The 25,895-nt window shown below is 43.2% G+C and carries 23 protein-coding genes and 1 tRNA gene; 13 read left to right on the forward strand and 11 right to left on the reverse strand.

Features of this window, described 5'->3' with window-relative positions:
- Nucleotides 1-93: 93 nt before the first annotated feature.
- Together tolB and pal are read left to right on the forward strand one after the other, a co-directional pair.
- Entirely contained in the window at nt 94-1,332 is a 1,239-nt protein-coding gene (gene tolB / locus ACLHG7_RS11180; RefSeq protein ID WP_407640796.1) for a Tol-Pal system beta propeller repeat protein TolB, read from the forward strand.
- Nucleotides 1,333-1,580: 248 nt separating this feature from the next.
- Nucleotides 1,581-2,123 carry a peptidoglycan-associated lipoprotein Pal gene (gene pal, locus ACLHG7_RS11185; protein ID WP_410211103.1) on the forward strand — a complete coding sequence of 181 codons (543 nt, stop codon included), beginning with the start codon at nt 1,581-1,583 and terminating at the stop codon, nt 2,121-2,123.
- Nucleotides 2,124-2,207: 84 nt separating this feature from the next.
- Here the strand turns inward: pal and ACLHG7_RS11190 are convergent, their stop codons facing one another.
- Nucleotides 2,208-3,350, reverse strand: a complete 1,143-nt coding sequence (locus tag ACLHG7_RS11190; protein ID WP_410211104.1) for an acyl-CoA dehydrogenase family protein — start codon at nt 3,348-3,350, stop codon at nt 2,208-2,210.
- A gap of 199 nt (nt 3,351-3,549) precedes the next feature.
- Between ACLHG7_RS11190 and ACLHG7_RS11195 the strand changes: the two genes are divergently transcribed.
- Nucleotides 3,550-4,566 carry a glycosyl transferase family protein gene (locus tag ACLHG7_RS11195; RefSeq protein ID WP_410211105.1) on the forward strand — a complete coding sequence of 339 codons (1,017 nt, stop codon included), beginning with the start codon at nt 3,550-3,552 and terminating at the stop codon, nt 4,564-4,566.
- A gap of 140 nt (nt 4,567-4,706) precedes the next feature.
- Here the strand turns inward: ACLHG7_RS11195 and ACLHG7_RS11200 are convergent, their stop codons facing one another.
- Complete coding sequence (locus tag ACLHG7_RS11200; protein ID WP_410211106.1) at nt 4,707-5,579, reverse strand: ATP-binding protein; 873 nt, start codon at nt 5,577-5,579, stop codon at nt 4,707-4,709.
- A gap of 167 nt (nt 5,580-5,746) precedes the next feature.
- Between ACLHG7_RS11200 and ACLHG7_RS11205 the strand changes: the two genes are divergently transcribed.
- The 3 genes from ACLHG7_RS11205 (at nt 5,747) to ACLHG7_RS11215 (ending at nt 7,634) form a co-directional block, all read left to right on the forward strand.
- Nucleotides 5,747-5,822 (forward strand) — tRNA-Thr (locus tag ACLHG7_RS11205).
- Between the two features lie 165 nt (nt 5,823-5,987).
- Nucleotides 5,988-6,125, forward strand: a complete 138-nt coding sequence (locus tag ACLHG7_RS11210; protein WP_162818114.1) for a hypothetical protein — start codon at nt 5,988-5,990, stop codon at nt 6,123-6,125.
- A gap of 267 nt (nt 6,126-6,392) precedes the next feature.
- On the forward strand, nt 6,393-7,634 hold the full coding sequence (locus tag ACLHG7_RS11215; protein WP_410211107.1) for a DUF1615 family protein: 1,242 nt from the start codon (nt 6,393-6,395) through the stop codon (nt 7,632-7,634).
- A 14-nt stretch (nt 7,635-7,648) separates the two neighbouring features.
- On the opposite strand, the gene proB is transcribed toward ACLHG7_RS11215, so the two are convergent.
- The 4 genes from proB to ACLHG7_RS11235 all read right to left on the reverse strand — a co-directional run bounded on the left by proB (nt 7,649) and on the right by ACLHG7_RS11235 (nt 11,542).
- Nucleotides 7,649-8,764 (reverse strand): glutamate 5-kinase, encoded by a 1,116-nt coding sequence (gene proB / locus ACLHG7_RS11220; RefSeq protein WP_410211108.1) that lies wholly within the window; start codon nt 8,762-8,764, stop codon nt 7,649-7,651.
- Nucleotides 8,765-8,943: 179 nt separating this feature from the next.
- Complete coding sequence (cgtA, locus tag ACLHG7_RS11225; protein WP_410211109.1) at nt 8,944-10,155, reverse strand: Obg family GTPase CgtA; 1,212 nt, start codon at nt 10,153-10,155, stop codon at nt 8,944-8,946.
- A 161-nt stretch (nt 10,156-10,316) separates the two neighbouring features.
- Entirely contained in the window at nt 10,317-11,222 is a 906-nt protein-coding gene (locus ACLHG7_RS11230; RefSeq protein ID WP_410211110.1) for an ImmA/IrrE family metallo-endopeptidase, read from the reverse strand.
- 2 nt (nt 11,223-11,224) lie between these two features.
- Nucleotides 11,225-11,542: a helix-turn-helix domain-containing protein gene (locus ACLHG7_RS11235; RefSeq protein WP_410211111.1), complete on the reverse strand. Its 318-nt coding sequence runs from the start codon at nt 11,540-11,542 to the stop codon at nt 11,225-11,227.
- 188 nt (nt 11,543-11,730) lie between these two features.
- Between ACLHG7_RS11235 and ACLHG7_RS11240 the strand changes: the two genes are divergently transcribed.
- On the forward strand, nt 11,731-12,507 hold the full coding sequence (locus tag ACLHG7_RS11240; protein WP_410211112.1) for a hypothetical protein: 777 nt from the start codon (nt 11,731-11,733) through the stop codon (nt 12,505-12,507).
- 53 nt (nt 12,508-12,560) lie between these two features.
- On the opposite strand, the gene ACLHG7_RS11245 is transcribed toward ACLHG7_RS11240, so the two are convergent.
- Nucleotides 12,561-13,229, reverse strand: coding sequence for a class I SAM-dependent methyltransferase (locus tag ACLHG7_RS11245; RefSeq protein WP_410211113.1), 669 nt, complete (start codon nt 13,227-13,229; stop codon nt 12,561-12,563).
- A gap of 89 nt (nt 13,230-13,318) precedes the next feature.
- Nucleotides 13,319-14,782, reverse strand: coding sequence for a cysteine--tRNA ligase (cysS, locus tag ACLHG7_RS11250; RefSeq protein WP_410211114.1), 1,464 nt, complete (start codon nt 14,780-14,782; stop codon nt 13,319-13,321).
- Nucleotides 14,783-15,105: 323 nt separating this feature from the next.
- On the opposite strand from cysS, the gene ACLHG7_RS11255 reads away from it, so the two are divergent.
- From ACLHG7_RS11255 to ACLHG7_RS11280, 6 genes are all read left to right on the forward strand, one after another.
- Nucleotides 15,106-16,107 carry a KpsF/GutQ family sugar-phosphate isomerase gene (locus ACLHG7_RS11255; protein WP_410211247.1) on the forward strand — a complete coding sequence of 334 codons (1,002 nt, stop codon included), beginning with the start codon at nt 15,106-15,108 and terminating at the stop codon, nt 16,105-16,107.
- A complete protein-coding gene (gene kdsC / locus ACLHG7_RS11260; protein WP_410211115.1) occupies nt 16,108-16,689 on the forward strand; it encodes a 3-deoxy-manno-octulosonate-8-phosphatase KdsC in 582 nt (193 codons plus the stop codon).
- Complete coding sequence (lptC, locus tag ACLHG7_RS11265; protein WP_410211116.1) at nt 16,686-17,243, forward strand: LPS export ABC transporter periplasmic protein LptC; 558 nt, start codon at nt 16,686-16,688, stop codon at nt 17,241-17,243. Before kdsC ends, lptC begins: the two co-directional genes overlap by 4 nt.
- Nucleotides 17,224-17,793 (forward strand): lipopolysaccharide transport periplasmic protein LptA, encoded by a 570-nt coding sequence (gene lptA, locus ACLHG7_RS11270; RefSeq protein WP_410211117.1) that lies wholly within the window; start codon nt 17,224-17,226, stop codon nt 17,791-17,793. The genes lptC and lptA overlap by 20 nt, the downstream gene beginning before the upstream one ends.
- Nucleotides 17,794-17,908: 115 nt before the next feature.
- Complete coding sequence (gene lptB / locus ACLHG7_RS11275; RefSeq protein ID WP_410211118.1) at nt 17,909-18,682, forward strand: LPS export ABC transporter ATP-binding protein; 774 nt, start codon at nt 17,909-17,911, stop codon at nt 18,680-18,682.
- Nucleotides 18,683-18,894: 212 nt separating this feature from the next.
- Nucleotides 18,895-19,725, forward strand: a complete 831-nt coding sequence (locus ACLHG7_RS11280) for a hypothetical protein (protein ID WP_410211119.1) — start codon at nt 18,895-18,897, stop codon at nt 19,723-19,725.
- Nucleotides 19,726-19,771: 46 nt separating this feature from the next.
- Here the strand turns inward: ACLHG7_RS11280 and ACLHG7_RS11285 are convergent, their stop codons facing one another.
- The 3 genes from ACLHG7_RS11285 to sbcD are packed head-to-tail and all read right to left on the reverse strand — an operon-like array spanning nt 19,772 to nt 25,726.
- Nucleotides 19,772-20,653 carry a crotonase/enoyl-CoA hydratase family protein gene (locus ACLHG7_RS11285; protein ID WP_410211120.1) on the reverse strand — a complete coding sequence of 294 codons (882 nt, stop codon included), beginning with the start codon at nt 20,651-20,653 and terminating at the stop codon, nt 19,772-19,774.
- A gap of 35 nt (nt 20,654-20,688) precedes the next feature.
- Nucleotides 20,689-24,438, reverse strand: coding sequence for an AAA family ATPase (locus ACLHG7_RS11290; protein WP_410211121.1), 3,750 nt, complete (start codon nt 24,436-24,438; stop codon nt 20,689-20,691).
- 58 nt (nt 24,439-24,496) lie between these two features.
- Nucleotides 24,497-25,726, reverse strand: coding sequence for an exonuclease subunit SbcD (gene sbcD, locus ACLHG7_RS11295; RefSeq protein WP_410211122.1), 1,230 nt, complete (start codon nt 25,724-25,726; stop codon nt 24,497-24,499).
- Nucleotides 25,727-25,895: the final 169 nt, after the last annotated feature.

A 25,895-nucleotide genomic window follows, 5' to 3' on the forward strand; every position in this document is an offset into this window, starting at 1 on the left:
AGACAATTTAATATTTCATCAGATACATATGCCGGAGTAAGACCAATGCACAGTAAGATACTGTCGACAAAAAAAGGTGTTTTTGCAATCCTCATGTTTGGCCTGCTTCCTTTAAGTGCAAGCCATGCGGAATTGCAACTTGAAATTGTGAAAGCACCTGATCAAGCACCACAGATTGCTATCGTACCCTTTGAATCGGATTCAACCTTGCAACCGATTATTCAAAGTGACCTGCAACGTTCAGGTAAATTTGCCAGTAGCGCTAACTTGCCAGCAGCACCGACCAAAAGCCAGGATATCGTCCCGGCTGTTTGGCAGAATGCTCAGATCCCTTATGTTGTCGTTGGACAAGTCCATCCAGCCGGTGCAAATTTTAATGTGCAATACGAGTTGGTTGATATCCAAAAAGGGACCCGAATTCTCGGCGAAAATATCGTGGTTCCCGCAAATCGTATGCGTGAAGCAGCACATTTGATCGCAGATAAAATTTATCAAGCTTTAACTGGTATTAAAGGCGATTTCTCAGGCCGTATTGCTTACGTGCTATTGGATAAAGCTAATGGTAAGCGTACCTACACCCTTCAAGTTGCGGATACCGATGGGCAGCAACCGCGTACAGTATTGTCATCCCATGAGCCATTGCTATCACCGACATGGACGCCAGATGGCAAAAAAATTGCTTATGTTTCTTTCGAAACTGGACGCCCAGCCATTTATTTACAGGATTTGGCTTCAGGTGGTCGTGAGGTCCTTGCACAGTTTAAGGGCCTAAACGGTGCTCCGAGTTTTTCACCTGATGGGCAAAGTATGTTGTTTACCAGCTCCAAAGATGGCGAGCCTGATATTTATCAGATGAATCTTGCAACAAAACAACTACGTAGAATCACCAATGATAGTGCTATAGATACCGAAGCACGCTATGCACCTGATGGTAAAAGCTTTATTTTCACGTCTGATCGTGGCGGCACACCGCAAATTTACCGTTATAACTTAGAAGATGGGTCTTCTCGTCGTCTAACCTTTAAAGGGACGTTCAATGCGCGCGGTAGTATCAGTCGTGATGGACAAAGTATGGCATTGGTTCATCGCCAAAGTGGACAAAATTATCAAATTGCAATTCAAGACTTAAACTCTGGAATTATCAATATTTTGACTCAAACACCTTTGGATGAATCACCTAGCTTCTCTCCGAATGGTCAAATGGTTGTATATGCAACACGTGAAGGCGGCCGCGGTCTATTGTCGATTATCTCAACCGATGGTCGCTTTAGAATGCGTCTACCTAGCCAAAGTGGCGAGGTTCGTGAAGCCGCTTGGGCACCTTCAAACTAAAATCTTGGATGAAGATGTGATATTTAATCACATCTTCATAAAATCGATTTAGTGTACAAAGTAGCGAAGTTTGCATGAAATTTGTAAAGATTTAATTTTTTGATTTTATAGCGTTATTTTATATCTAGTGGTAAAAATGTAGTTCTTAAGTTGAGTCCTGTTTCTTGAAATTGAGACGATCAGTTATTTAAGTCATTTAATGATGTAGAAAGATGCTCTCCCCCCTATTTAAACGAAGGAAATTGATTATGAAAAACGTTCATATTTTAGCGGTATCTGCATTGCTTGCGACTTTGGCAATCACAGGTTGTACTTCCAAGCCAACCAAAACGACTGGTACACCGACTGCGACTGTTGGTGATGGTGCAAACACTTCCGGTCTGGGTACTGATGGCGGCTTAAATGGTCAAGCACTCAGTCCTGAAGAAGCAGCACGTCGCGCGCTCTTAGGTCGTGTTGTTCACTTTGAACTGGATAGCAGTGAAATTGCTCAAAATGATTTTGCTGTATTAAATGCTCATGCAAAATACCTTGCAAGCTCAAGTGCAGCACATGTGACATTGACAGGTCATACCGATGAACGCGGTACGCGTGAATACAACTTGGCACTGGGCGAACGTCGTGCCAAATCTGTACAAACGTACTTAGTGACTAACGGCGCACAACCAAGTCAAATCGAAGTGGTTAGTTATGGTAAAGAGAAACCAGTAAACGAAGGTCATAATGAAGCAGCATGGGCAGAAAACCGCCGTGTAGAAATTGGTTATGACAAACAAGACCCAAGCAAATAATTTGCTGAAATCAAAAAAGCCCAGATCAATGATCTGGGCTTTTTATTTCTTTAGAAAAGTTCTGTAGGTAATACAGATATATACTTATCGACCTAATAATTCACGTGCAACCACTTCTTTCATAATCTCATTGGTTCCACCATAGATACGTTGAATACGCGCATCGACATAGAAACGAGAGATTGGATATTCGGTCATATAGCCATATCCACCAAATAGTTGCAGCAAGTTATCAGCAACTTTACATTGCACGTCAGAAGCATAAGCCTTTACAGCTGCTGCTGTTGGTACATCTAATTTAGATTCCATATACTGCTCTATGCTTTGACGAACGAAAGCTTCGGTTGCCAATGCATCAATTTTGGCTTGAGCCATTGTAAAGCGGGTGTTCTGGAATTTACCAATCGCTTGACCAAAAGCTTGGCGATCATTGACGTATTTTACGGTTACATCGATACAGCCAAATATTGCCCCTAATGCGGTAACAGCAATGCCTAGACGTTCGCGAGGTAGGTTCTGCATCAAATATGCAAAACCTTGCCCAGCTGCACCTAGCAATTGATCTGCAGGAACTTTGACGTTGTCATAAAACAGCTCTGAAGTATCTTGGCTATGCATCCCAATTTTTTCTAAGTTTGTGCCTTTTTTGAAGCCTTCTAGGTGGGTATCAACCAACAGTAAGGAAACCCCTTTTGCACGAGCCGCAGGGTCTGTCTTAGCGGCGAGAATGACCAAATCAGCATGCTGACCATTAGAGATAAAGGTTTTTGAGCCATTCAAGACATAGTGATCGCCATTCAAAATTGCGCTACTACGTATGGCTTGCAAATCAGAGCCGGCTCCAGGCTCGGTCATGCCAATGGCGCCAACAGCTTCACCACTCACCAGCTTTGGAATCCATTGCAGTTTTTGAGCTTCAGTACCAATATGTAAAATATAAGGTGCGGTAATTTCAGAATGTACAGAGATCGCTGTAGACAATGCGCCGTACCCAGCACGTGCGGCCTCTTCAACAAGCATCAAGGAGTAATTTGTCGGTACGCCATAACCACCGTACTCTTCAGGCATGTCTACGCACAGATAGCCGTTTTCACCCAGTTGGCTCCAGACTTCACGCGGCATAATGCCAGCTTTTTCCCATGCTGCATAATAGGGTTCGATGTTATCGAGCATGAAACGACGGAAATTATCACGGAAGAGTTCAAGATCTGAATCATGAGCCAGCATAGGACGTCCTTACGATGTATTTTGAAAAAAGGTGCAAGAGAAAATTAAAAATCACATGCAACAAAACACTGATTATAAGCTAAAGCCACGCTATGATGGACTGATAAATTAATGCAAAACTGGATTACACAATTTGCCAATGATTAATGTTATTTAATCGGCGGTAAAGCTCAGTTTTAGTCACTTTTGGAAACAATTCATGAATACCCCAAGACCTCGTCCACAACCCAATCAATACAAGGATGTTGAGCATCCCTTTGCTCAATATGTCCGTATATTAGGCAAAGGAAAGCGTGGAAGCCGCTCACTCACGTTTGAAGAGGCAACGGACGCCTTTGGTCAAATTCTAGATGACCAAGTCTTGGATGTGCAGTTAGGTGCATTTTTAATGCTGCTACGCGTTAAAGAGGAATCCGTAGATGAACTTGCAGGATTTGTGACGGCAACACGTGAACGTTTAAATCTCCCTGCCCTTTCCGTCGATTTAGATTGGTCAAGCTATGCGGGTAAGCGTAAGCATTATCCTTGGTTCTTATTAGCAGCATTGACTCTGGCGCAATCTGGTATCCGTGTCTTTATGCACGGTGCAGCAGGTCACACGATCAACCGCCTCTATACAGAAAACGTGCTTCCAGTGCTAGGTTTCCCTGTTTGCCAATCTGCCGATGAAGTTCAGGCGGCACTTGATCAATATCATTTTGCCTATCTACCATTGTCAGTATTTTCTCCCAAACTTGGGGAGTTGATTGAACTGCGTAATGTGATGGGTTTGCGTTCACCTGTACATACGCTGGCTCGGCTTATCAACCCTTTCAATGCCCCTGTGACTTTGCAATCCATTTTTCACCCTGCATATCGGGTTTCACATCAACAAACCGCACTCCGCTTAGGATATGCCAATGCTGCTGTCATTAAGGGTGAAGGGGGTGAGTTTGAGCGTAATCCTGATGCACGTACCTTGGTACTAGGCATCAAGGATGCTATTAGTTATGAAACAGAATGGGATATGCTGAATGAGGCACGCAGTGATGTTGAAGAGAGTTTCGATTTGGATCATTTTATCGCGGTATGGAAAGGAAAAGAACAGCATGCCTATGGTGAAAAAGCTGTGGTTGGAACGCTCGCTTTAGCGCTCGTGGCACTTCAGAAAGCACAAACCATGGAAGATGCAATGCATCTGGCGCAAAGTATGTGGGATAGTAGACCAAAGATTTAATATTTTCATGATGTAAATGAGCATGGTGCCGGAAATAGGAATCGAACCTGCACTTCTTATGATGAGCTAGCTATTTAAATAATTGGAGTTTTAGCCTCAAACGAACTCCTCTTTGTTAGGAGGAGTTCGTCTCGTCTTTATTACTTTAACTGGCTATTCTCAAGTAACTTTAAACCTGACCAATGTCGTGCAAATTGGGCGGCTGCACGGCCAGAACGCTGCCCTCGTGCCAGTGACCATTTTAAAGCTTCAGCGCGCGCAATTTCATCCAGTGGAATGTTCTGTTTATTAAGCCAATGGGTCACGATATCCAAATAGGTATCTTGATCCATCGGATGAAATGCTAACCATAAGCCAAAACGATCCGATAAAGACACCTTCTCCTCCACCGATTCCTGCGGATGAATTTCGCCTTGGAATGCAGCATCTGTACGTGTTAAGGGTTGGTTCTCATGCATAAACTCGGGTAGCAAGTGGCGGCGATTGCTGGTTGCATAAATCAGTACATTGCCTGAATTGGATTGAACCGAGCCATCAAGAGCACTTTTGAGCGCTCTATAGTTCTCATCTTCGGCGTTAAATGCCAAATCATCACAATAGACAATAAACTTCTCTGGCCGCCCGCTGATCATCGAACGAATTTGCGATAGGTGTGCTAAATCGTCGCGTGCGACTTCAATGACACGTAAACCTTGCTGCTGATAGTCCGTTAAAAGACCACGAATCAAGGATGACTTCCCTGTTCCCCGAGCTCCGGTTAGCAGTACATCATTGGCAGGGAAACCTGCCAGAAATTGTTGTGTATTTTGGATGATGCGCTGTTTTTGACGTTCAATCCCAAGTAAATCACTTAAAGCTACAGGCTGTTTAGAGTAAACAGAAATTAAGCTTTTGTTTTGCCAAATAAATGCAGGTGCATCGAAATCGGGAGGCGTCGGTAATGGCGGTAGGACGCGATGAGCCTGTTCAACGAGCTGTTCTAAACGCGCAATGAGGGATTCGGGTAAATTCATGGTAGATCACAGTTCCATTTTTCAAAATCTATAACTGCCAAAGAGGCATAGCGTGTGTCTTAGGATGATTCTATAATAGATCGAGTATAGGGAGTATTTTATAAGAAACCTACGCTTGTAAGCCTTGCTACAAAAAAACTTTTTCAGTATGATTTCTTGCTTTTTTAGCCGGTATAGCTCAGTCGGTAGAGCAGCTCATTCGTAATGAGAAGGTCGTAGGTTCGATTCCTATTTCCGGCACCATCTGCAATTTACATCTCTAAGCACTTCTTGATACTCAAACATGTTGATGTAACCCTCTTGGTAAAGATCTGTACGACTTCCTTGAGTAAACCTTAATCTATGCCATAAAGGGTCTAAAATTAAAGGGGCTTAATTACTAAGCACTCATGGCACAAGGAGTCAATTATGAAACCTCTCTATATCGCTGCTTTAGCAACATTAGGCGTCGTCGCTTATAAAAAGATGAAGCCTAGCAAGAAGTCTAAAGTTTCTCATGTTCCTGAACACACATACCCTACTGCCCCGCCGACTGATGTCGAGTAAGTGAAAAAGCCCACTATCTAAAGTGGGCTTTTTATGAGCCTAAGATACGATCTGTACATGACCGTTAAATTCGTTTTGAGGTGTATATTGTCGTTGCGAAAAGGCTCTACAATGATTAGTCGCAGTGCAATGCTAACAAATAATATCTTGGCTTGAAAAATAATTTTCCATAATGTATGACATACTCAAGTGATGCAGAATCCCACTGCAAATGCTAAATAATGGCTGTCTTATCGGCCTGTATTCATACGGATTATGAGGTCATAAATGTCAAAAAAAAATCTACACTCAAATCGCCAATCCGTACTTCATCTATCCAAGTTACCTGTAGTCCTTGCTGTAATAGCGTCGTTAACGATCGCCAGTTGTGACAAAAAAAATGAGGAAGAACCGATCACACGCTTTGCAGAGAGTGACAAAGTGGTTCGCCTGATTCCTGCGCGCGTCAAAGATCGCAAAGGATGGGCCAAGGACATGCTGGCCATTATGGATGAAGCAAAAGTCCCTCATACGCTTGAAAATATTTGCAGTATTGTGGCAATTGTCGACCAAGAATCCAATTTTCATGCTGACCCAGCAGTTGTTGGTCTGTCGCAAGATGCTAAAAAGGCACTGTTTGAGCGTATTCAGGACAAATTAGGGGATACCGGTGTTGATAAGTTCAAGGCGATGCTGAAGAGTAAGCCTGCGCCTGACGAAAATTTCATGATGCAAATCGATAAAATCAAAACGGAGAGAGATTTAGATCTGTTATATAGAGAAATGTTCGATTATTTTCGAGATCACTACAACCTTTCCTTATTAACAGGCGCTGCAAGCTTGATTTCTGGGCATGATATGAAAGAGTATTTGAACCCGATTAAGACCTTGGGATCGATGCAAGTCCATGTAAATTTTGCATTTAGCCATCCTCACAATTCAAAAAAGACCGATGATATCCGTGATGAAATGTATACCCAATATGGCGGTATGTATTACGGCATATTAAGGCTTATGGATTATGAGGCAGCTTATGATAAGCCGATCTATCGCTTTGCAGATTATAATTCGGGGATGTACTCTAGCCGAAATGCTGCTTTTCAGCAGGTAATCAGCAAGTTATCGGATATCCCGCTTGCCTATGATGGTGATCTTCTGTCTTATGATAAAGATGAGAATGCGTTATCCCAGCGCTCTAATACCGAGATCCAGATTGCAATGATTGCTCGTGAAAATAATTTGGGATTATCAGCAGCAAATATTCGTGGTGATTTATTGAAAGAAAAAGAAAAAAATCTTGAAGAAACCGAAACGTATAAAAAAATAAATGAAATCTATCTCAACGAATTCAATAAAGCCGCCCCTTACGCCATCATGCCTCAGGTGGTTATTTCTGGGCCTAAGCTAAGTCGCGATTACAACACAAATTGGTATGCAAGCCGAGTGAATGGTCGTTACCTTCACTGCGTTACTGTCGGGAAAAGACTACGCTTCTCATCTGAGAAATTAAGCGATAATGACGATGAGTAAACTGTTTTCTGTAATCAGAAAACAGCCATCTGATCGCGATGAATCATTTCAATCGAATTCTGTTCACCCAATAGTGCGGTAATTTTTGAAGATGGCTGCCGTGCAACAAGCGCGGCTGAGGCTGAGTCAAAGTTTACGATTCCAACAGCTATGCGCTGCCCTTGTTGGCTGACGCATTCCACCACATCACCACGCTCAAACACTCCCTCTACAGCTTGTACACCGACAGGTAATAGGCTTCGTTTATCAACCTTTAAGGCACGTATCGCGCCATCATCCAAAATTAAACGCCCTGCGGTTTGTAAATGTGCGGCAAGCCACTGCTTACGTGCAGTTAGACGGTCTGCATCAGGCGTGAGCAATGTGCCTAACTCTTCACCATCAATGAGACGCAATAAAACTTGCTCGGCTTGACCGCTGGCAATAAGTGTTGGGCAACCAGATTTAGCGGCCAAACGCGCTGCACGGACTTTAGTGACCATCCCGCCGCGACCGAGTACACCGCCCCCACCGGCCATTTCAAATAAGGTTTCATCCATAGCTCGCACGCTGGAAAGTAATGTCGCGTTACTGTCTTTACGTGGATCACGATCAAACATGCCTTGTTGATCCGTTAAAATGATGAGTAAATCAGCACCAACCAACGCTGCGACTAATGCCCCTAGCGTGTCATTATCACCAAATCGAATTTCGTCAGTCGCTACAGTGTCATTTTCATTAATCACAGGAATCACACGCCAGTCGATAAGCTGACGTAAAGTGTTGCCGCCATTAAGATAACGTTGGCGATCTGACAAATCATCATGTGTAAGCAAGACTTGCGCAGTCTGGATATCATGATCGAGTAATGCAGACGACCAAGCTTCGACTAAGCCCATTTGCCCAATTGCTGCACAAGCTTGTAATGCTGGTAAATTATCAGGACGTCCTGACAGTTTCATACGGACCATGCCTTCGGCAACAGCCCCTGAAGATACCAGGATGACTTCACAGCCTTGTGCGTGTAGGATTGCCAACTGCTTGGCCCAGCTTGCAATCGCTTGATGATCCAACCCATGGCCATTGGCGGTTAGTAAGGCAGAACCAATCTTGACGACGATACGTTTACAGGCAAGTTGACGCTTTTTCATGTATGACTCTAAATGTGATGCTTTATAAAACGCAGTACTCATTGCGGAGTTGTGCAGCGAGGAATTATAGGGGATTCTCGATGCTCTGTCCTAACCTTGCAATGTGAAGTCCATTTTTTTCAAAAAAAATAGGGAAGATAATGACTCATTACCTTCCCTATGGCAGCAGCTAAAATGAATTAGCGAACATATTCATATTCAACATCATAGTCATCTTCATTCCAATCGTCATCATCGTCTTCGCCAGCAGCTTCACGTTCAGCACGTCGTGCCGCACGCAGTGCGTCACGTTGAGCGATCGCATTTTCACGGGTTTCCTGTTCAAGACGTTGGCGACGTTGGCGCTGGGCTTCCGCAAAGTCAGGTTCTTCAGCTTCACGTTCACGTTCAAGATCAATTTGGTCCATCAAGTAATAGACCACAGATTTTGTTCCTTCACCCGTGAGGCCTGAAGTACGGAATACAGGTCCAGTCCAGCCTAATTCTGCGACGATATGAGTACAAATCGCATTGTGCTCTTCTTCTGGAACTTGATCGAGTTTATTCAAGACCAGAACCATAGGAAGCTCAGCAAGTGCTGGAGAGAATCGAGCCAACTCATCGATAATGACTTTGGCATTATGGGCAGGATCAGATTGATCAACGGGTTGTACATCAATAAGATGCAGCAAGATTCGAGTGCGGGCTAAATGCTTCAAAAAGCGAATTCCTAGTCCGGCGCCTTCAGCAGCGCCCTCAATGAGTCCAGGGATATCAGCCATCACAAATGAACGATAGCGATCCGCATCGACCACACCGAGGTTTGGAACCAGCGTGGTAAATGGATAATCAGCAACCTTAGGTTTCGCCGCACTCACAGCACGGATAAACGTTGATTTGCCGGCATTGGGCAAGCCCAAAAGTCCAACATCAGCAATAACTTTAAGTTCCAAGCGGATATCACGTGCTTCACCGGCAAATCCAGGCAATGCTTTACGTGGAGCGCGATTTGTTGAGGTCTTAAAATGAGTATTTCCTAATCCACCACCACCACCCGCTGCGACCAGCAAGCGATCACCGCCTTGGGTCAAATCACCGATCACATCACCAGTAGCGACATCAACGACCGTTGTTCCAACGGGTACCTTAAGAATGACATCATCAGCACCACGACCCGAGCAGTTTGCACCGCGGCCATTATTACCGCGATTAGCACGAAATTTACGGGTATAACGATAGTCAACCAAGGTATTGGCGTCTACATCGGCTTCAATAATGATATCGCCGCCTTTTCCACCATCACCGCCGTCTGGGCCGCCAAAGGGAATATATTTCTCACGTCGAAAGCTGGCTACGCCATTGCCGCCCGCGCCTGCTTCGACATAAATCACTGCTTCATCGACAAAGCGCATGGCATTGCTCCCGCGTTATTGATATATGGTTGGTAAATATTTGATACGTGTTTTTCACGACCGCATATTATGCCACAACTATGTCTAAAAGTCTGGCGTGATTTAGCGGGATCGTGTGTGATATAGATTTTAAATGAATTATATTGAATGATTAAGTGGTTTTAATCGTAGTATGGTTCGATGGTGTATTGTGGTTCATCAGGCTCGATATCATTATCTTTCTCAAGTCCGGCTAGACTTTCTACATAGAGCATTGTGACTTTGTAACCTGCGGATTGATAAATGGTTTGTTCTAAAATTTTATTGGGGAAATCAAATTCATTATGAGGTTCAAGCCAGATATGCGCAGGGATTGCTTCCCAATCAGAAATGTATTCACCCGCTTGTCTACTGGGTGAGCGAAGCGGTAGCGGCTGATCTTTTCTTACTTTTAGAGAGAACGGCATAACCCCACTTTTGACCCAATAACGCACCATATTTTGATGTGAGAAAACAAATGCAAGTGGGTAGTCAGTAAGTACTTTATAACGATGAATAACAGCCTCAAAACTTACATCAAAAAAATCACTTAGATCGGAGATGTCTATAAGTTCTGGTGTTCCATATTCATTCAAGATACGCTTAAATTCGGACTGAGGCATGAGAAGCTCAGAGGCAAAATTATTGGCTTCGATCTCTATCGTCATTAAACTATGGGGAGTAGACGTCGTACGATTTTCTGTATTGTCTTTAATATCAGAGGATTTACAGCGAAAGCTTTCTTGCCTATGCCATGGTAGTAAATAGTGTCCTAATTCATGTGCAATAGTAAAACGTCTTCTGCGATACGACGTTCCAGCTTTAATCATGATCGCACCACGTGATTTCTCGGGGTTGGTAATTAACATCCCCTCAAAACCATCCGTGGTGAGTTCGCTGATAGATTCGATTCCGGCGAGTGTCGCAAACGCTTCAAGTGGAAATGGGTAAGACAAACTGGGATTCTGCTTGAGAATCTCATTCACCACATCGGATGGTGTTTTCTTATCATCCAGCTCCATCAAATCCAGCGTTAATGCACTCGTCACCGTTACCCCTTTCCACGTAATGTTTTCATCACATTAAGTATCACTTCTTGATCCTTCTGGTCAAGCGATTTCAAATCGCGATAGAACACCATCGCCTCATCATTCAACCCAGGCTCCGATTGATTAGGATCAATTAGAAAATCAACGGTTACTTTATAGTAGTCCGCCAATTTTTTGAGCAATTCGGCTGTAGGGTTAGCACTTTTACCTTTTTCAAGCTCCCAAATATGGGTCTTGGTAATGCCCAAGCTATCAGCTGCTTGCTGCAAAGACTCCCCTTTTTTGGAGCGTAGCTCATTTAGCTTTGAACCTAAAGACATTTTCAACTCTCCATAAAAAATAAAATTTCTAAAATATAAAGGTGTTAGCTGTTATGCATAAGATACACCCGAACATATGTGTATGTCACTAGTTGACAGATAAAATAGTTAGATGTATCTTACAAAAACGTTAGCTACATGCGCTAGCTTCAATCCATTAATCAACGATGATTTAAAGAGGCAATGTTATGAACAAGCACACTCAAACTGCCGTTTTTCATGATGAAAAATGGAACATGATGCTAGAGCATTCAACCCGCTCGTTCGGCCAAGGCTTTAATCAATACAGTAGTCATGCCTATACACAACCACAAACGAATACTTATGTACACGATATTCATACACCATTTGCTGAATCCAGAAAAGAACAAAGTCGTTGGCAGGCACTACGCCTGAGCATCAATGCTCGTCGAAAGATGAAAACGATTCAGGCCGAAAATGTGGTTGATAAGGCATATCCAGCTCAGGATGTACAATATATCGTACAGCGTATGGTTTGTGATATAAAATCAATTGTAAATCAACAGGGTATTCGTGAAATGTATCAATTGACGGATAAGAAAATCGAGCAATATTGCCATGATATTGAGCTTTTAGCTGCGCAAGGTTATCTACAATATGTTGATTTTAGCTTTTTGGTACCCGATTCCATGAGTCATGTGCAGCAGAAATATGTTGAACGAAAAGCTTATCGCTTTGAACTTAATCCGTCATCTAAAAAGCATCTGTCTATGCGACCGAATGGTGTATGCATTTCTTCTGAGGCGCTAGATCAGCCGGTATTGCGTATTGTTTTAAAGTATACAGCTGCCTACACTCGTGGGACTCAAACAGATATCGAAAATCAGCTTATTGCCTCATGGCATATGTCGTATAGCGATATCAGCCATCCGCAGCTAAAAGCAGACATTGATCGTGATTATTCCTGTAATGGCTATGCGATCCAACGCAAGATTTTTTCTTAATGCATGATTAGAGCTACGCAATATGGATGTAAAAAGAGCCTTTTTGGCTCTTTTTATTGATGTTTTTTTGCCGAAAATAAGGCAACACATCCTTCGACTTGTACTGAGACGTTCGAAAAACGATCGTTTAATGCTTGTTTTAGATCATTAAGTTGATCATGTTGATTTGAAAAAATGCGCTTTTTATTATAGAAAGCCATTAGTTTTTTTGCACCCCAGTTACGCGGCAGATCACCTTGAAGAATTGTGGAGCCAAAAACGACTCCTTCAGGCTTCAGAAGCGGCTTGATGTAATCGAATACGACTGCTTTGGATGCAATATTGCCTGGCAAACAATGAAGCAGATAGTTTATGGCGATCGAATCAAATGGCTTAGCATCTATTTCTATGGTTTCCAGCACATTGCGTTGATAAATTTCAGGGGCATATCGTGCAATTCGCTTTGAACAGAATGCTAAAGTTTGTGAATTGAGATCCATCAATGCTATGCGAGGTGGTATTCCGAACTGGCTATGATCAAGAAAATACCCGGTCCCAACACCAATATCTAAGTGATTTGAAGTGATGTACTTTCTGTAGAGCTCTTCAATGTGTGCAGTTGGACATCGCCAAAGATATCGATTAGAAAATCCCAAAACAAATGCATCGTAAGCCATGAGCGTATATTTTGAATAAACAGCCTGACCTGCTTCTACTTTGCTTTGACTCACCGATTCATTCATGATGATTACTTCTTATTTTTAAATATCTAAAGATTTATACCCAGTAGACGACACTACTCTGAATGTCGCCTACTCGGAATGATTGACGCTTATTCACCACGGCGCCAGGTCGTCGTCCCCCCTTTACCGTCTTCTAAAACCACACCTGCATCTAATAGCTCTTTGCGAATCTGGTCAGCCTTTGCAAAGTCGCGCGCAGCTTTTGCTGCTTGTCGTGCTTCAATTTGCTGCTCAATTTGTTCACTCGTGAGACCTTGCCCAGCATCCGCTTCACCTTGTAAGAATTCTATCGGATTGCTATTTAACAACCCGAGGATCCCAGCCAGATCACGTAGATGCTTCGTTAGCGGTAACGCTTGCGCACGCTCTTCGATGATTTCAAGTCGTAGTACTCTATTGATTTCACGCGTTAATTCAAACAATACCGCCAAAGCTTCAGGTGTATTAAAGTCATCATTCATCGCAGCATTAAAACGCTTTAAAGTGTTACTAATAACTTTATCATAAGTTTCATGTAATTTTACTTTTGATACATGTAACTCTTCAACCGATTTTAATGTTTGGTAAAAGCGTGAAAGAGCTTGCTTCGCGTCCTTCAATGCACTGTCAGAGAAGTTGAGTGGACTACGGTAGTGGCTCCCAACAATAAAGTAACGAATAACCTCTGGTGCAAACTGCTGCATAACGTCGCGAATAGTGAAAAAGTTGCCTAATGACTTCGACATTTTTTCACCATCAACATTAACAAAGCCCACGTGTAGCCACGTGTTGACATAAGTTTCGCCCGTTGCCCCTTCACTCTGTGCAATTTCATTTTCATGGTGAGGAAACAGTAGGTCTCCACCACCCCCATGAATATCAAAATGATTTCCCAAATTACAAGTCGACATGGCCGAGCACTCAATGTGCCAGCCTGGGCGTCCAATTCCCCATGGGGATTGCCAAGAAGGCTCATGGGGTTTCGCTGCTTTCCAAAGGACAAAATCAGCAGGATTTTTCTTATCGCTATCGACATCTACACGGGCGCCAGCTTGCAGGTCCTCTTGCACGCGACCAGATAAACGACCATAACGTGGGAACGAATTGACTGCGTAATAGACATCCCCACCGTCAACAGCATAAGCATGATCTTTTTTAATTAAGGTACTAATCATGCCCTGCATTTCGTCAATATATTCCGTTGCAAGTGGCGATTGATCAGGGCGTGCGCAACCTAAGCGATCGGCGTCCTCATTCATTGCGTCAATGAAACGAGTTGTTAATGATTGAATGGATTCATTGTTTTCATTTGCACGTGCAATGATTTTGTCATCAATATCAGTAATGTTACGCACGTATTTGACTCGCCATCCTTGTGTACGCAAGAAACGCACCATGTAATCAAAAGAGACCATAACGCGAGCGTGGCCAATATGGCAATAGTCATAAACGGTCATGCCGCACACATACAACCCAACCTCGCCTGAAACACGTGGCACAAATACTTCTTTGCGCCGTGTTTCTGAGTTATGGAGAACTAACGAGGTTAAGGGCTGAGCAGTTGCGGTGGTCATGAAACATCCTTAAAAGAATAAAAAGAAAAAAACAGAGGGCAAACAAGAAAGATGGAGGCTTTCAATAAACGCTCTTGTAATAAAGTAACATATCTTAAAGTATGAAGGCACGTGTAAAACAGTATGATTTGCCATGATGATGGCATCTAGAAATAAAGCTAACAAATCCCCGCTTTATTAAAAGTATGAACACGTTGACAATTAAAGTATAAGCGCTACGTAAATGACTGTAGAATCACTTTGCGTGCACAGCACTGTTTTTGCCATAATGGCGTATATCTATATCAATCATCTGGAACTTGTTTGTGAACTCGGTTAACCCAATGCCTATTACATTAAAACCAGCACCTAAAAGTTTATTGGATTCTGCATTTGCAACGATTGCAACAGAACAACACGCGATTGATGTTCTAAAGGGCGAATTAGATGAGCGCTTTGAAAAAGCCTGTCATGTTCTATTAGCATGCACGGGTAAAGTCGTCGTGACTGGCATGGGCAAGTCCGGTCATATCGCACGAAAAATCGCCGCAACATTTGCATCGACGGGAACGCCTGCATTTTTTATGCATCCGGGCGAAGCGAGCCATGGCGATCTCGGCATGTTAACTAAAAATGATGTCTTAATAGCCATTTCGAATTCAGGTGAAAGCACAGAGATTTTAACGCTACTCCCGGTTGTGAAACGTCATCAGATCACTTTGATTACGATCACACGTAATCAAAAATCGACCATGGCACGTTTGGCCGACATTGCGTTAACCTCTGGTGAAAGCAATGAGGCGTGCCCGCTCGGTCTTGCACCGACATCCAGTACGACCACGGCTTTAGTTTTGGGTGATGCACTGGCTGTTGCGCTTCTTGATATTCGTGGCTTTACTGCGGATGATTTTGCACTATCTCATCCGGGCGGTGCATTAGGACGCCGACTGTTAACACGCGTCTCAGATATTATGCATCACGGCGATATGATCCCCATGGTGACGACAGGAACTTCCCTTGCCGACTCCCTGCTAGAGATGACCAAGAAAGGGTTGGGAATGACTGCGGTTGTTGATGAGACCTCTAAGCACCTACTCGGATTATTCACTGACGGCGATTTACGCCGTGTGCTCAAGCAGTCCGCATTGTCTCATGATTTATTAGATCAACCGATCGAAAAACTCATGACCAAAAAACCCATTACCGTAACTGCCCAAATTCTTGCCGCCGAAGCGCTTGCTATTATGGAGAAGCGCAAAATTAACAGTATCCTTGTGCTCGGTGATGATCACCAACTGGTTGGTGCACTCAATATGCATGATTTGCTGCAAGCTGGGGTAATGTAAATGGCATCGTATAGTGTACAAGAGCGCGCCAAACAAATTCGTTTGTTTGTCCTTGATGTCGATGGCATTTTTAGCGATGGGCGTTTAACGTTCACCAATAGTGGTGAAGAACTTAAATCTTTTGATGTTCAGGACGGCTTCGGAATCAAATGTATTCAGGATGCGGGCATCATTGTTGGCGTTATCACTGGGCGTTCGAGCAATATTGTCCAAAATCGTATGCAAGCATTAGGCATTACCCATATTATTCAAGGCCGAGAAGATAAAGGCGTTGCGTTACGCACACTTTGCCAAGACCTTAATATTGATTTGCTTGAGACGGCCTATATGGGTGATGATTGGCCCGATTTAACGGCACTCGGTTTAGTCGGTTTAGCTTTAACTGCTCCCAATGCACATGCCGAAGTCCGCAAACGTGCGCATTTCGTGACACAAAATCGAGGTGGTCAAGGAGCCGTGCGTGAAGTTTGTGATCTACTACTACAGGCCCAAGGTCATTACGACGATTTACTGACGCACTACACACGCTCATTTGCGATCCATCATACTTCCAAGCATTCACTCGCTAAGAGTAAATCATGAGTACTCGAATTCTTTACTTGATTGCATTGGTTTTTATGGCTGCTGCGGTACTTTTTTATTCATTAAATCGCGAAAAAGTACAAAAACAAGTGGCGACGCATTCTGACATTGACTTTTCAGCCAGTACCATCAATGCACGCCAAACTGATGAACAAGGTCAAATACAGAATCAATTACAAGCCGATGCTTTACGACACTATCCAGATGGTGATCGTATGGAACTCGATCAGATTACGTCAACTTGGTATAAAGGCGGCTTACCACAAACCACCTTAAATGCAGATAAAGGGGTGAGCTTTCAAAATAATGACAAAGTCGTACTCACGGGTAATGTACATGTGCAACAATTAGCACAAGACGGTAAAGCACCTACTGATTTGTATACCACGGTCATGAATGGTTACCCAAAGACCAAGCAAGTTGATACGGATCAAGTCGTCACGATAAAAAGTGCCCAATCTAATCTCGTCTCACAAGGCGTTCGCGCTGACCTCAATATAGGTCAATACGAATTTTTCAAATTAAGAGGAATTTATGCAGCTCCCCGTCCGTAGATTTGTATCTGAAGTTCAGTCAGTGATGCCTCATTTATTACTGACAACTGCAAGCGTATTGGTATTTATGGCAGCTAGCCAAACTGTATATGCACTTGATAGTGATCGTGATCAACCCGTACATATTGAAGCTGATCATGCGATCTATAATCAGCAAAAAGGAACTACGGTTTATACCGGTAATGTCATTATCACCCAAGGGACGTTGCGTCTACAGGCAGATAACATTCTGTTAAACCTTGATGCGAAAAACTCAATTAAAGATGCGACAGCGACTGGTAAACCAGCAAAGTTTCAACAAAAAATTAACCCCGATAAAGGGGTTGCCTATGGTGAAGGTGATCAAGTTTTTTATGATGCTAAATCATCACAAATTACATTAACAGGAAATGCCAAGATTACCCAAGACGGTTCGAGCTTTCATGGTAATACGCTTCGTTATGGTATGACACAGGGAGACATTGAAGGAAATGGTAATACACAACAACGTGTTGAAATGGTTATTCCGCCCAGTGCAACAAGAAGCAGCTCCAGTGTAAAGTCTAAATAGGATCGATTAATCTTATTTTGCGAACCAAAAAAAGTTGTTATAAATTATAAAGGTATGTAAATAACCTTTGATAATGTTTTCATTACTAGACGCAGTTTTACTATAGGTTTTAATCATGCCCTCCGAAGTTGAAACAAAGCAGCCTGCATCAGCAATCGTGCATAAAGTATTAACGATTGAAAATCTCGCTAAAAGCTATGATAAACGTCAGGTCGTGCGTGATGTCTCTTTTCAGCTGACGAGTGGTCAAATTGTTGGGCTTTTGGGGCCGAATGGCGCAGGCAAAACAACCAGCTTCTATATGCTGGTCGGTCTCGTGCAAATGGATCGCGGACGCATCTTCCTCGATGATAAAGATTTATCTTCTTTAGCCATGCATGAACGCGCTAGGCGGGGTATTGGCTACCTGCCGCAGGAACCTTCAATTTTTCGCAAGCTTTCAATTGCTGACAACATCATGGCAGTACTGGAAACCCGTGATGAATTGAGTAAAGCCCAGCGTAAAGAACGTTTAGAGGCTCTTCTGGAAGAGTTTCACATTACGCATATCCGCAATTCACTGGGCATGAGCGTTTCGGGTGGTGAACGTCGACGTGCAGAAATTGCGCGGGCTTTGGCGCTAGATCCGACATTTATTTTGTTGGATGAGCCTTTTGCAGGGGTTGACCCTATTTCGGTTGCCGACATTAAAAAGATTATACAAGGCCTAAAGTGCCGTGGCATCGGTGTGCTTATTACTGACCATAACGTACGGGACACACTTGCGATTTGCGAAAAAGCATATATCGTTAGTGAAGGCGCAGTGATTGCTGAGGGTTCCCCAGAAGAAGTCTTATCCAATGAACTGGTTCGTCAAGTTTATCTAGGTGATGACTTTAAACTGGTCTAACTCTGAGTTTTTCCCGTTATAAGTCATAAATATATCTCATTACAAAATATCAATTGAATCATGACTGTAAAAGTCATGATTTTTTTATTGTTTATGGCTATTCTGTTTAAATGAATTCAATAGATTTTTTTTAAATTATTGAAGCATTAATACGTTATCTTAGTTCGCAAGTTTATAAATATTTTTCATTACTCAATAATATGGATGATCACATGGGCGCACTCACTATGATTTTCAAATCAAATACTCTCCACATGACTCGTATGACGCTGCTTGCTGGTCTATGTGCAATAACGGCTCCAGTATTTGCAGATAATACTGAAACCATTAATGCCATTGGACAAGTTGCAACAGCAATGGGTGCTCAAGGCGGCAACAACAGCGGAACCTACAATCAAATTGGGCAAATTGCTGGTGCATTCGGTGGACAACAAGGTGCAGCAAATCAGACATCGTCATCTAATAGCGGTGGCCTTGGACAGTATGCTGGTGCATTAGGTCTAGGCGGAGCTGCAACGGCAAATACAAGCCTGACGACTCAACCTGTAGTGTATTCTGATAATGATCTCAAAGGCATGGATTGTTTAGGGTTAGAGTTGGCTTCAACACGAACCAATAATGCAATCAATAAAACCAAAGCTAATGCTACCGACTTACTTGCGACTGTAAAACAGGAACAAGGTCAGCAAAAAAGCCAAGCCAGTGCAGCTGCTGACATCGGGGCATTGTTACTTGCCCAGCGTGGTGGTAAGACGGGTGAATATGCCAAGCTTTATCAAAATATGAAGGGTGATCCTAATGCAAATAGCAATGCATTAGATATTGAGATCAAAAATCTTGAAAAAATGAACGAACAAACGGCAGAGATCAAGGTTTATCAAAAGTACAAAAACTGCCCAGGTTCAGCAACCGTAACACCTGTTCCAGCTCCTGCACAAATTGCAGCCCCGGTTGCAGCAGCGACTACTGCTGCAGTTGCAACAACAGCCACTAAAGTGACTAAGAAGAAAACAAAGAAAAAAGTGGTCAAGAAAACCAGCTAATTAGGTTGGTGACCAAGGATGGATAACCATTCTTGGTCACATTCTACTACTCCCACCATGGGTAAAATGACGGCATCGCTGAAGCCTTACCTATAAATTGTGTTTCGCGTTTCTCCAGAAACGCTGCTACACCTTCTTTTCCATCACCGATACTGCTGTAAAACATGGCTAATGAATCCACGTTATGTGCATCACGCGGATGAGGTGCCGCGCTATTTCGATACATCATCTGACGTACAAGTGCGGTCGCAATTTGAGATTTCCCAAAAACCATACGACGTGCCAGAGCTTGAGCCTCAACCAACAATTGATCAGCGGGATACACTGCTTTAACCAAGCGTCCGGCCAATGCCTCTTGAGCACCAAAGATATCGGCTGTATAAACCCACTCTAAAGCTTGCTGAATACCAACAATACGCGGTAAGAACCAGCTTGAGCATGCTTCAGAACAAATCCCTAGTTTTCCAAAAACAAAACCAATTTTCGCTTTCTCTGATGCTAAGCGGATATCCATGGCCAAGGTCATGGTCACCCCGACCCCAACGGCCGCACCATTGATTGCCGCAATGACTGGTTTTTTACAGTCATAAATAGACAGTACCACTCGCCCACCCGTATCGCGTACGCCGTCCTTAATCATAGGGTCTTCACCGCGTTGCTGTACTTCTTGTAGACTAGGCTGTAGGGATTCATCCAAACCAAAGACATTGCCTTCACGCGTTAGATCCATACCCGCACAAAAAGCACGTCCTGAGCCCGTCACAATAACAGCGCCAACCTCATCATCATCATTCACATGTGTGAAAAAGTCGATTAACTCATTCGCCATCTCAACTGTGAAAGAGTTCATTTCTTCAGGACGATTTAAAGTGAGTGTTAAAACGCCTTGATCCAATGCGGTATGTAAGGTGTTGTATTGATAGTCCATATCATCCTCTAAATCATTATCAGGTTTGAGTGTGATTAAATCACTGTTAATTGGCTCTGGCCGTTTCCGAGTTTTTCTACGCGAATTTGTGTAGGGATACGTTCATGCATTTCTTGTACATGGGTAATCACTGTCACGACTCGACCCTGGCCTTGTAAACGGTCTAGGGCATCCATGACGATTTGTAGTGACTCTGGGTCGAGTGTACCAAATCCCTCATCAATAAAGAGTGACTCAATACGTAACCGTCCAGAGGCCATCGCTGCCAGTCCAAGTGCTAAAGCTAATGAAACAAGAAAAGACTCTCCACCTGAAAGAGAGTGTACGGAGCGACGTTCATCCCCCATATCGGTATCAATGACCAAAAGCCCCAAAGACTCCGCAGCACGAATGAGTTGATAACGTCGGCTAAGCTGTTCAAGTTGCTGGTTAGCTTCTTCGAGTAATAGGTCTAAATAATAACCTTGGGCAATCTTCTGAAATACCTTGCCATCTGCATTGGCAATAGGACTTGCCATACGATCAACGCGTAAATAGGCTGCATAGGCATGATCTAATTCTTGCTGCAGATCTAAAGCTTTTTCTTTGCGCTCATTATCTTGAGTGATCTGAAGTTGGAGTGAGATCCAGTCATTTTGCACTTGCTCAAGCTGCAGACTATTGTCTGAAATCTTTAGGCTGAGCTCGGACGCCAATATCATGGTTGATATTGGTTTTATATCGTCAGATGAATCCACATGGGATACTGGGGATATTGGACCATCGGGACTTGTTGGTATTTGCAATTGATGATGTTCAAGTTGTGTCTGATGTTCTGATAGACGTGTTTTTGCCTCAATCAGTTGATGTTGCACGTGTTCGAGTTGCTGTTTGATTGCCTGCTCGTCATCATTTGAAATCGCCAGTAATTCATGAAGCAGTTCTTCAGAGTGAATGGGCTGAGATTGATACCACAAATTAATTTTTGTGGTTAATCCGGTATTTTCTTGCTCATCTAAGGTTTGTTGTTGCTCTGCATGCTCAATAGTGCTCGTGAGTTTATGCAATTCGGGGTTAATGAGATCGATTTGGTCTTGCACAGTCCGTAGCGAATTTTGCGCATTTGAGAGCTTGCTATCGAAGCGGTCCTGCCAGTCCTGTGAGCTTATGATGACATCACCAAAAGTCGAAGTCGCTTCAGACAGCAGTTCTGTAAACTGTGATTGGATGGTTGTGAGTGTCAGAGAAAGCTTTTGGAATGAAAGTTCTAATTCATGGTGTTTAGCTTGCTCTTGAGATTGTTTGAGCTTGAGAAGCTGATTCGCCTGCTGTAAAGCCATGATTTCATTTTGCAAACGTTGTTGGATCGCCAATTGATTTAAACGATTACTCATGTGATCTTCTAGAAAAAGCAGCGTTTCACTTTTGTTTTCCCGCCACTTTTTCTGTATATCTGCATCAAAACAGGGTAAGAAGTATTGCTCCGTTTTCTCAAGCAGTGATTTGAATTGATTTTGCTGATCGACCGCACTCTGCCAAACGTGTTGAAGTTGAGATTGCTGATGACGTGCTTGATCAATTTGTTTAATCAGGTTTTGTTCAATGCCTTGCAATTCTTCAAGCGCGGTAATGCTACTTTGTAGCGTTTTTTCACTCTTTTGATTGTCATTAATTTTCTGTACTAGCCAAGCCTGACGTGCGGTGTCTTCTTGTGAGAAAGAGCGCAGTTCAGTTGCAAAAGGCAATTGAAGCATCATCGCCTTTATTGATTTTTCTTCAGCGACGCGTTGCTGTAATTCGACTGAGCGTAGATCAATTTCTTGATTCAATAATTTCAGTTCGGTCGTAGTCGCTTGATGGAGACTCTGAGCAGCAAGAAGCACAGTTCTGGCCATTTTTTCCTGCTGCTCATCATCATGCTGTAATGCATCAAACAATTGTTCAGCAATGGAAAAAGGATGGTCTATACTCCCACAGACAGGACAGGGATGATCTGGAATGAGTTGATTGCGTAACGTTTCTACATTTTTATGGCGCAATAAACGCTGATTAGAGAGCACCTTAAGCAAAGTATTTAACTCAAGTTCAGCGTGCTGGACACTTTTCTGTGTATGAATAAGATTCCGTGTTAATTGAGTTTCATGCTCAAGAGCTGTTTTCTGCTTTAAATTTAAGTCTGTGACGGTTTTTAAAATATGCCGATAATCTTGGTACTTTTGCGCAAGACCATGGAGCTCAGAGTCAATCTGACGAGATCCTATAAGTTTCTGCTTAAGTAATTGCATTTTTTCATTTTTTTGACTTGTATTGGCATAATGCTGCTGATGCTGCTCTAAATCTGATATAAGCCCCTGAAGCACAGAGTTCGCTTCGCTGAGTTCGTGATGCTGTTTAGGAATATGCGTTTCTAATTGGCTTAACTGTTGTGTATAGCGCCCTGCATCACGCATACGATCGAGTTGTGATAGCCATTGATCTTCGAGTGCTGCTAGATATTGAGTATTCTGTAATTGCAGACCCATTTGTTGTAATTGGTCTAAGGTATTATTTTGTTGCTGAGTATTGTCGAGGAGCGCATGGGTGGTTATTTGAGATTGGGTATGATGCTGCTCGATATGCGCTAGCTGTTGAGCTTGTTCTTGAGAAATACGTGTAATTTCATGTTCTAAACGCTGTGCATTCATGATTTTAGGCAATGCAATCGTTTGTTTCTGTTGCAACTCTTGTAAGTGAGTCGCTGCATCACGCTGCTGAGGTTGCAAGTGTGCAAGCTTTTTCAGTAGGACCTGTACTTGTATTTTGTGTTGTGTAAGGCTTTGGCCACGTGTGGTCATTCGCTCAATCAAAGTGTTTTGCTGATGAATAAGCGGACGAATTTCTCGGATCTGATCAAGCTGCGTTGCTTTTAGGCGGAGTGGCTCAAGGTTAAGCCAATTTTGGGTACTGGTTTCTAAAGACTGCTGACTTTCGTGGATTTGTGTGTTTAGCCGAGTTTGAGTTTGATACCACGCTTGTGCTGCGTTCAAATAGCTTTGCACATTCTGTAGTTGGGATCTGAGTTGACCTGCTGTCACTAAGCTATTTTCTAATACTTGTCGTGCATCCGAATCGAGAGGCTCAATCCCCCCGATTTGAGTTTTGATCAGTTGATAGGCATCCTGATATTTTTTACGTTTTTCGTGTGCAAAAATACCAATCCGACGATAAATTTCTGTCTCAAGTAACCGTTCAAGAAGCTGGGCTCGCTCAACATCGCTGGCTTTTAGAAATGCGCCAAACTCCGATTGAGCGAGCATAACGGCACGAGTAAATTGTTCAAAATTAAGCCCAATGACTTCTGAAACCCGCAGGTCACATTCACGCACTTGGCTAGCCAAAGTCTGTCCTGTTCCGACATCAATCAGGATTCTTTCTGCAGCCAGTAATTTTCCCGTGGACTTGTTTCTTGCGCGTCTGACTTGCCAGCGAGCAAGATAAATACGTCCGTCCCGCCCCATAAATTCAACTTCAGCATAACCTTCGGCTGTACCACGTCTCAGCAATGTTCGTGGGTCATGCATGGATAGTGGGTCATTGTCCAGACCGTCGGGTACCTTACCTTCTTGTCCTTTTGAAGCCGCACGTAAACGTGGTACTTGGCCGAATAAAGCTAAGCACATTGCATCTAATATCGTACTTTTTCCAGAGCCTGTCGGTCCAGTAATGGCCATGAGACCCGCACTTGCAAGGGGTTCCGTGCGGTAATCAAGTTCTTGCTCACCTGCAAGGGATGCTAAGTTACAGAGCCTAAGGCGTAAAATTTTCATGTCTGTATATTTCTACTCTGTGCATTTGCAATCCAACGAACTTTTTTAACTTCTTTATTCAACTGATAACATCCTGTTCGCTTTGATTTAATTCATCAATGAGTGCAGCAAAATCTGCAAAGACTTCAGGATCGGGGCTATGTCCGAGTTCACTCCACACTTTTTCATACAATGATTGCGGCGTTTGCTCTTTGACTGTTAGCTTATGATCTGGGTCGCCATCCCCTATACGTGCCCATGACTCTTTACGAAAACGAATTAACCGTACCGCCTGCGTAGGAAGTGTCGCTTCAATTTGTTGTCTTGTATCTGGCGGAAATGGCGCATTGTCTGGGTAAACACGAACTTCTAAAAATGGTTGTTCGCTGATAGCGCGCGGTGTTGGGTCCAATTGAGCCAACTGTGCTAGCACATCAGCCAATACACCGGATATTCGAATCATAGTGACTGCACGTGGGATCACTAATGATTCAATGTGCGCTGGTTGATCAGGCCTTAATTGAATGTGGAGCACTTGATGTTGATAGCTTTCCTCGCTGAACGACATGGGGATGGGTGATCCTGAATAACGAATTCGATCCTGCCCAACAGATTGAGGTCGATGCAAATGTCCCAGTGCGACATAACTAATATCAGATGGAAATAAATCCGTTGATAAAGCCTCTGCTGTTCCAATCACAATAGATCGTTCAGACTCTTCTGAAGTTGCGCCGCCTAGCAAATGCGCATGACTCATGAGGACTAATGGCAGTCCTTCTGCCTGTTCTTTTGCTGTTGTAATTAATTGTTGATAAACATGAGTAACCGCTTCCATTGTGGGCAGCCCCTGCCCTCCTGCAGTCACTTCGGCAGGTCGTAAAAAAGGCATGGCTAAGCACCAGCTATCAATCTCATTGTGTTGATTCATCATTGGTATGAGTAGTTGTTCGGTATCTAAAACACCCGCAGACAACCATCGCACACGACCTATAACGTGAGTTCTGAGTGCTTTAAGGAGTGGAGCTGGCAGTTCAATTCGCCCACCAGAATCATGGTTGCCTGCGATCATGATGATTTGCAGACTAGGCTGACGTGTATGCGCTTCTGCCAGAAAGCGATAAAGTTGCTCTTGTGCAGAGATAGGCGGATTGACTGTATCAAAAATATCACCAGCAATGAGCAATGCATCAGGTTGATATATAGTAATTTGATCTAATAACCAAGATAGAAATGCTGCATGCTCATGTTCACGAGATTGACCATAAAGACTTTGCCCTAAATGCCAGTCTGAAGTGTGAAAGAAATGCATGGGTCATCCCAGAATATACGAGCTTAAGCCCAAAAAGTAATGCCAAAAAGAATGATACGCTTTTTGTCAGATGGGTAAAACCTTTGCATGCTTTCTTATTGCGAGCTTTTCCGATTTTTCCCGTCTTTGCGGTCTCTCGTTTAACCGTTGCAAAGCCTCATTGCTTTCG

Source organism: Aquirhabdus sp., from assembly GCF_046462495.1.
In the GTDB taxonomy this organism is placed as follows: domain Bacteria; phylum Pseudomonadota; class Gammaproteobacteria; order Pseudomonadales; family Moraxellaceae; genus Aquirhabdus.

Coding starts and splice junctions, on each gene's coding strand:
- ACLHG7_RS11190 (WP_410211104.1), bottom strand. CDS start 3,350: ATGCTGGCTCATGATTCAGATCTTGAACTCTTCCGTGATAATTTCCGT.
- ACLHG7_RS11245 (WP_410211113.1), bottom strand. CDS start 13,229: ATGAATGAATCGGTGAGTCAAAGCAAAGTAGAAGCAGGTCAGGCTGTT.
- ACLHG7_RS11215 (WP_410211107.1), top strand. CDS start 6,393: ATGTCAAAAAAAAATCTACACTCAAATCGCCAATCCGTACTTCATCTA.
- kdsC (WP_410211115.1), top strand. CDS start 16,108: ATGGCATCGTATAGTGTACAAGAGCGCGCCAAACAAATTCGTTTGTTT.
- ACLHG7_RS11235 (WP_410211111.1), bottom strand. CDS start 11,542: ATGTCTTTAGGTTCAAAGCTAAATGAGCTACGCTCCAAAAAAGGGGAG.
- sbcD (WP_410211122.1), bottom strand. CDS start 25,726: ATGCATTTCTTTCACACTTCAGACTGGCATTTAGGGCAAAGTCTTTAT.
- lptC (WP_410211116.1), top strand. CDS start 16,686: ATGAGTACTCGAATTCTTTACTTGATTGCATTGGTTTTTATGGCTGCT.
- lptA (WP_410211117.1), top strand. CDS start 17,224: ATGCAGCTCCCCGTCCGTAGATTTGTATCTGAAGTTCAGTCAGTGATG.
- lptB (WP_410211118.1), top strand. CDS start 17,909: ATGCCCTCCGAAGTTGAAACAAAGCAGCCTGCATCAGCAATCGTGCAT.
- tolB (WP_407640796.1), top strand. CDS start 94: ATGTTTGGCCTGCTTCCTTTAAGTGCAAGCCATGCGGAATTGCAACTT.
- ACLHG7_RS11210 (WP_162818114.1), top strand. CDS start 5,988: ATGAAACCTCTCTATATCGCTGCTTTAGCAACATTAGGCGTCGTCGCT.
- ACLHG7_RS11290 (WP_410211121.1), bottom strand. CDS start 24,438: ATGAAAATTTTACGCCTTAGGCTCTGTAACTTAGCATCCCTTGCAGGT.
- ACLHG7_RS11240 (WP_410211112.1), top strand. CDS start 11,731: ATGAACAAGCACACTCAAACTGCCGTTTTTCATGATGAAAAATGGAAC.
- ACLHG7_RS11255 (WP_410211247.1), top strand. CDS start 15,106: ATGCCTATTACATTAAAACCAGCACCTAAAAGTTTATTGGATTCTGCA.
- ACLHG7_RS11285 (WP_410211120.1), bottom strand. CDS start 20,653: ATGGACTATCAATACAACACCTTACATACCGCATTGGATCAAGGCGTT.
- ACLHG7_RS11280 (WP_410211119.1), top strand. CDS start 18,895: ATGGGCGCACTCACTATGATTTTCAAATCAAATACTCTCCACATGACT.
- ACLHG7_RS11200 (WP_410211106.1), bottom strand. CDS start 5,579: ATGAATTTACCCGAATCCCTCATTGCGCGTTTAGAACAGCTCGTTGAA.
- cysS (WP_410211114.1), bottom strand. CDS start 14,782: ATGACCACCGCAACTGCTCAGCCCTTAACCTCGTTAGTTCTCCATAAC.
- pal (WP_410211103.1), top strand. CDS start 1,581: ATGAAAAACGTTCATATTTTAGCGGTATCTGCATTGCTTGCGACTTTG.
- proB (WP_410211108.1), bottom strand. CDS start 8,764: ATGAAAAAGCGTCAACTTGCCTGTAAACGTATCGTCGTCAAGATTGGT.
- cgtA (WP_410211109.1), bottom strand. CDS start 10,155: ATGCGCTTTGTCGATGAAGCAGTGATTTATGTCGAAGCAGGCGCGGGC.
- ACLHG7_RS11195 (WP_410211105.1), top strand. CDS start 3,550: ATGAATACCCCAAGACCTCGTCCACAACCCAATCAATACAAGGATGTT.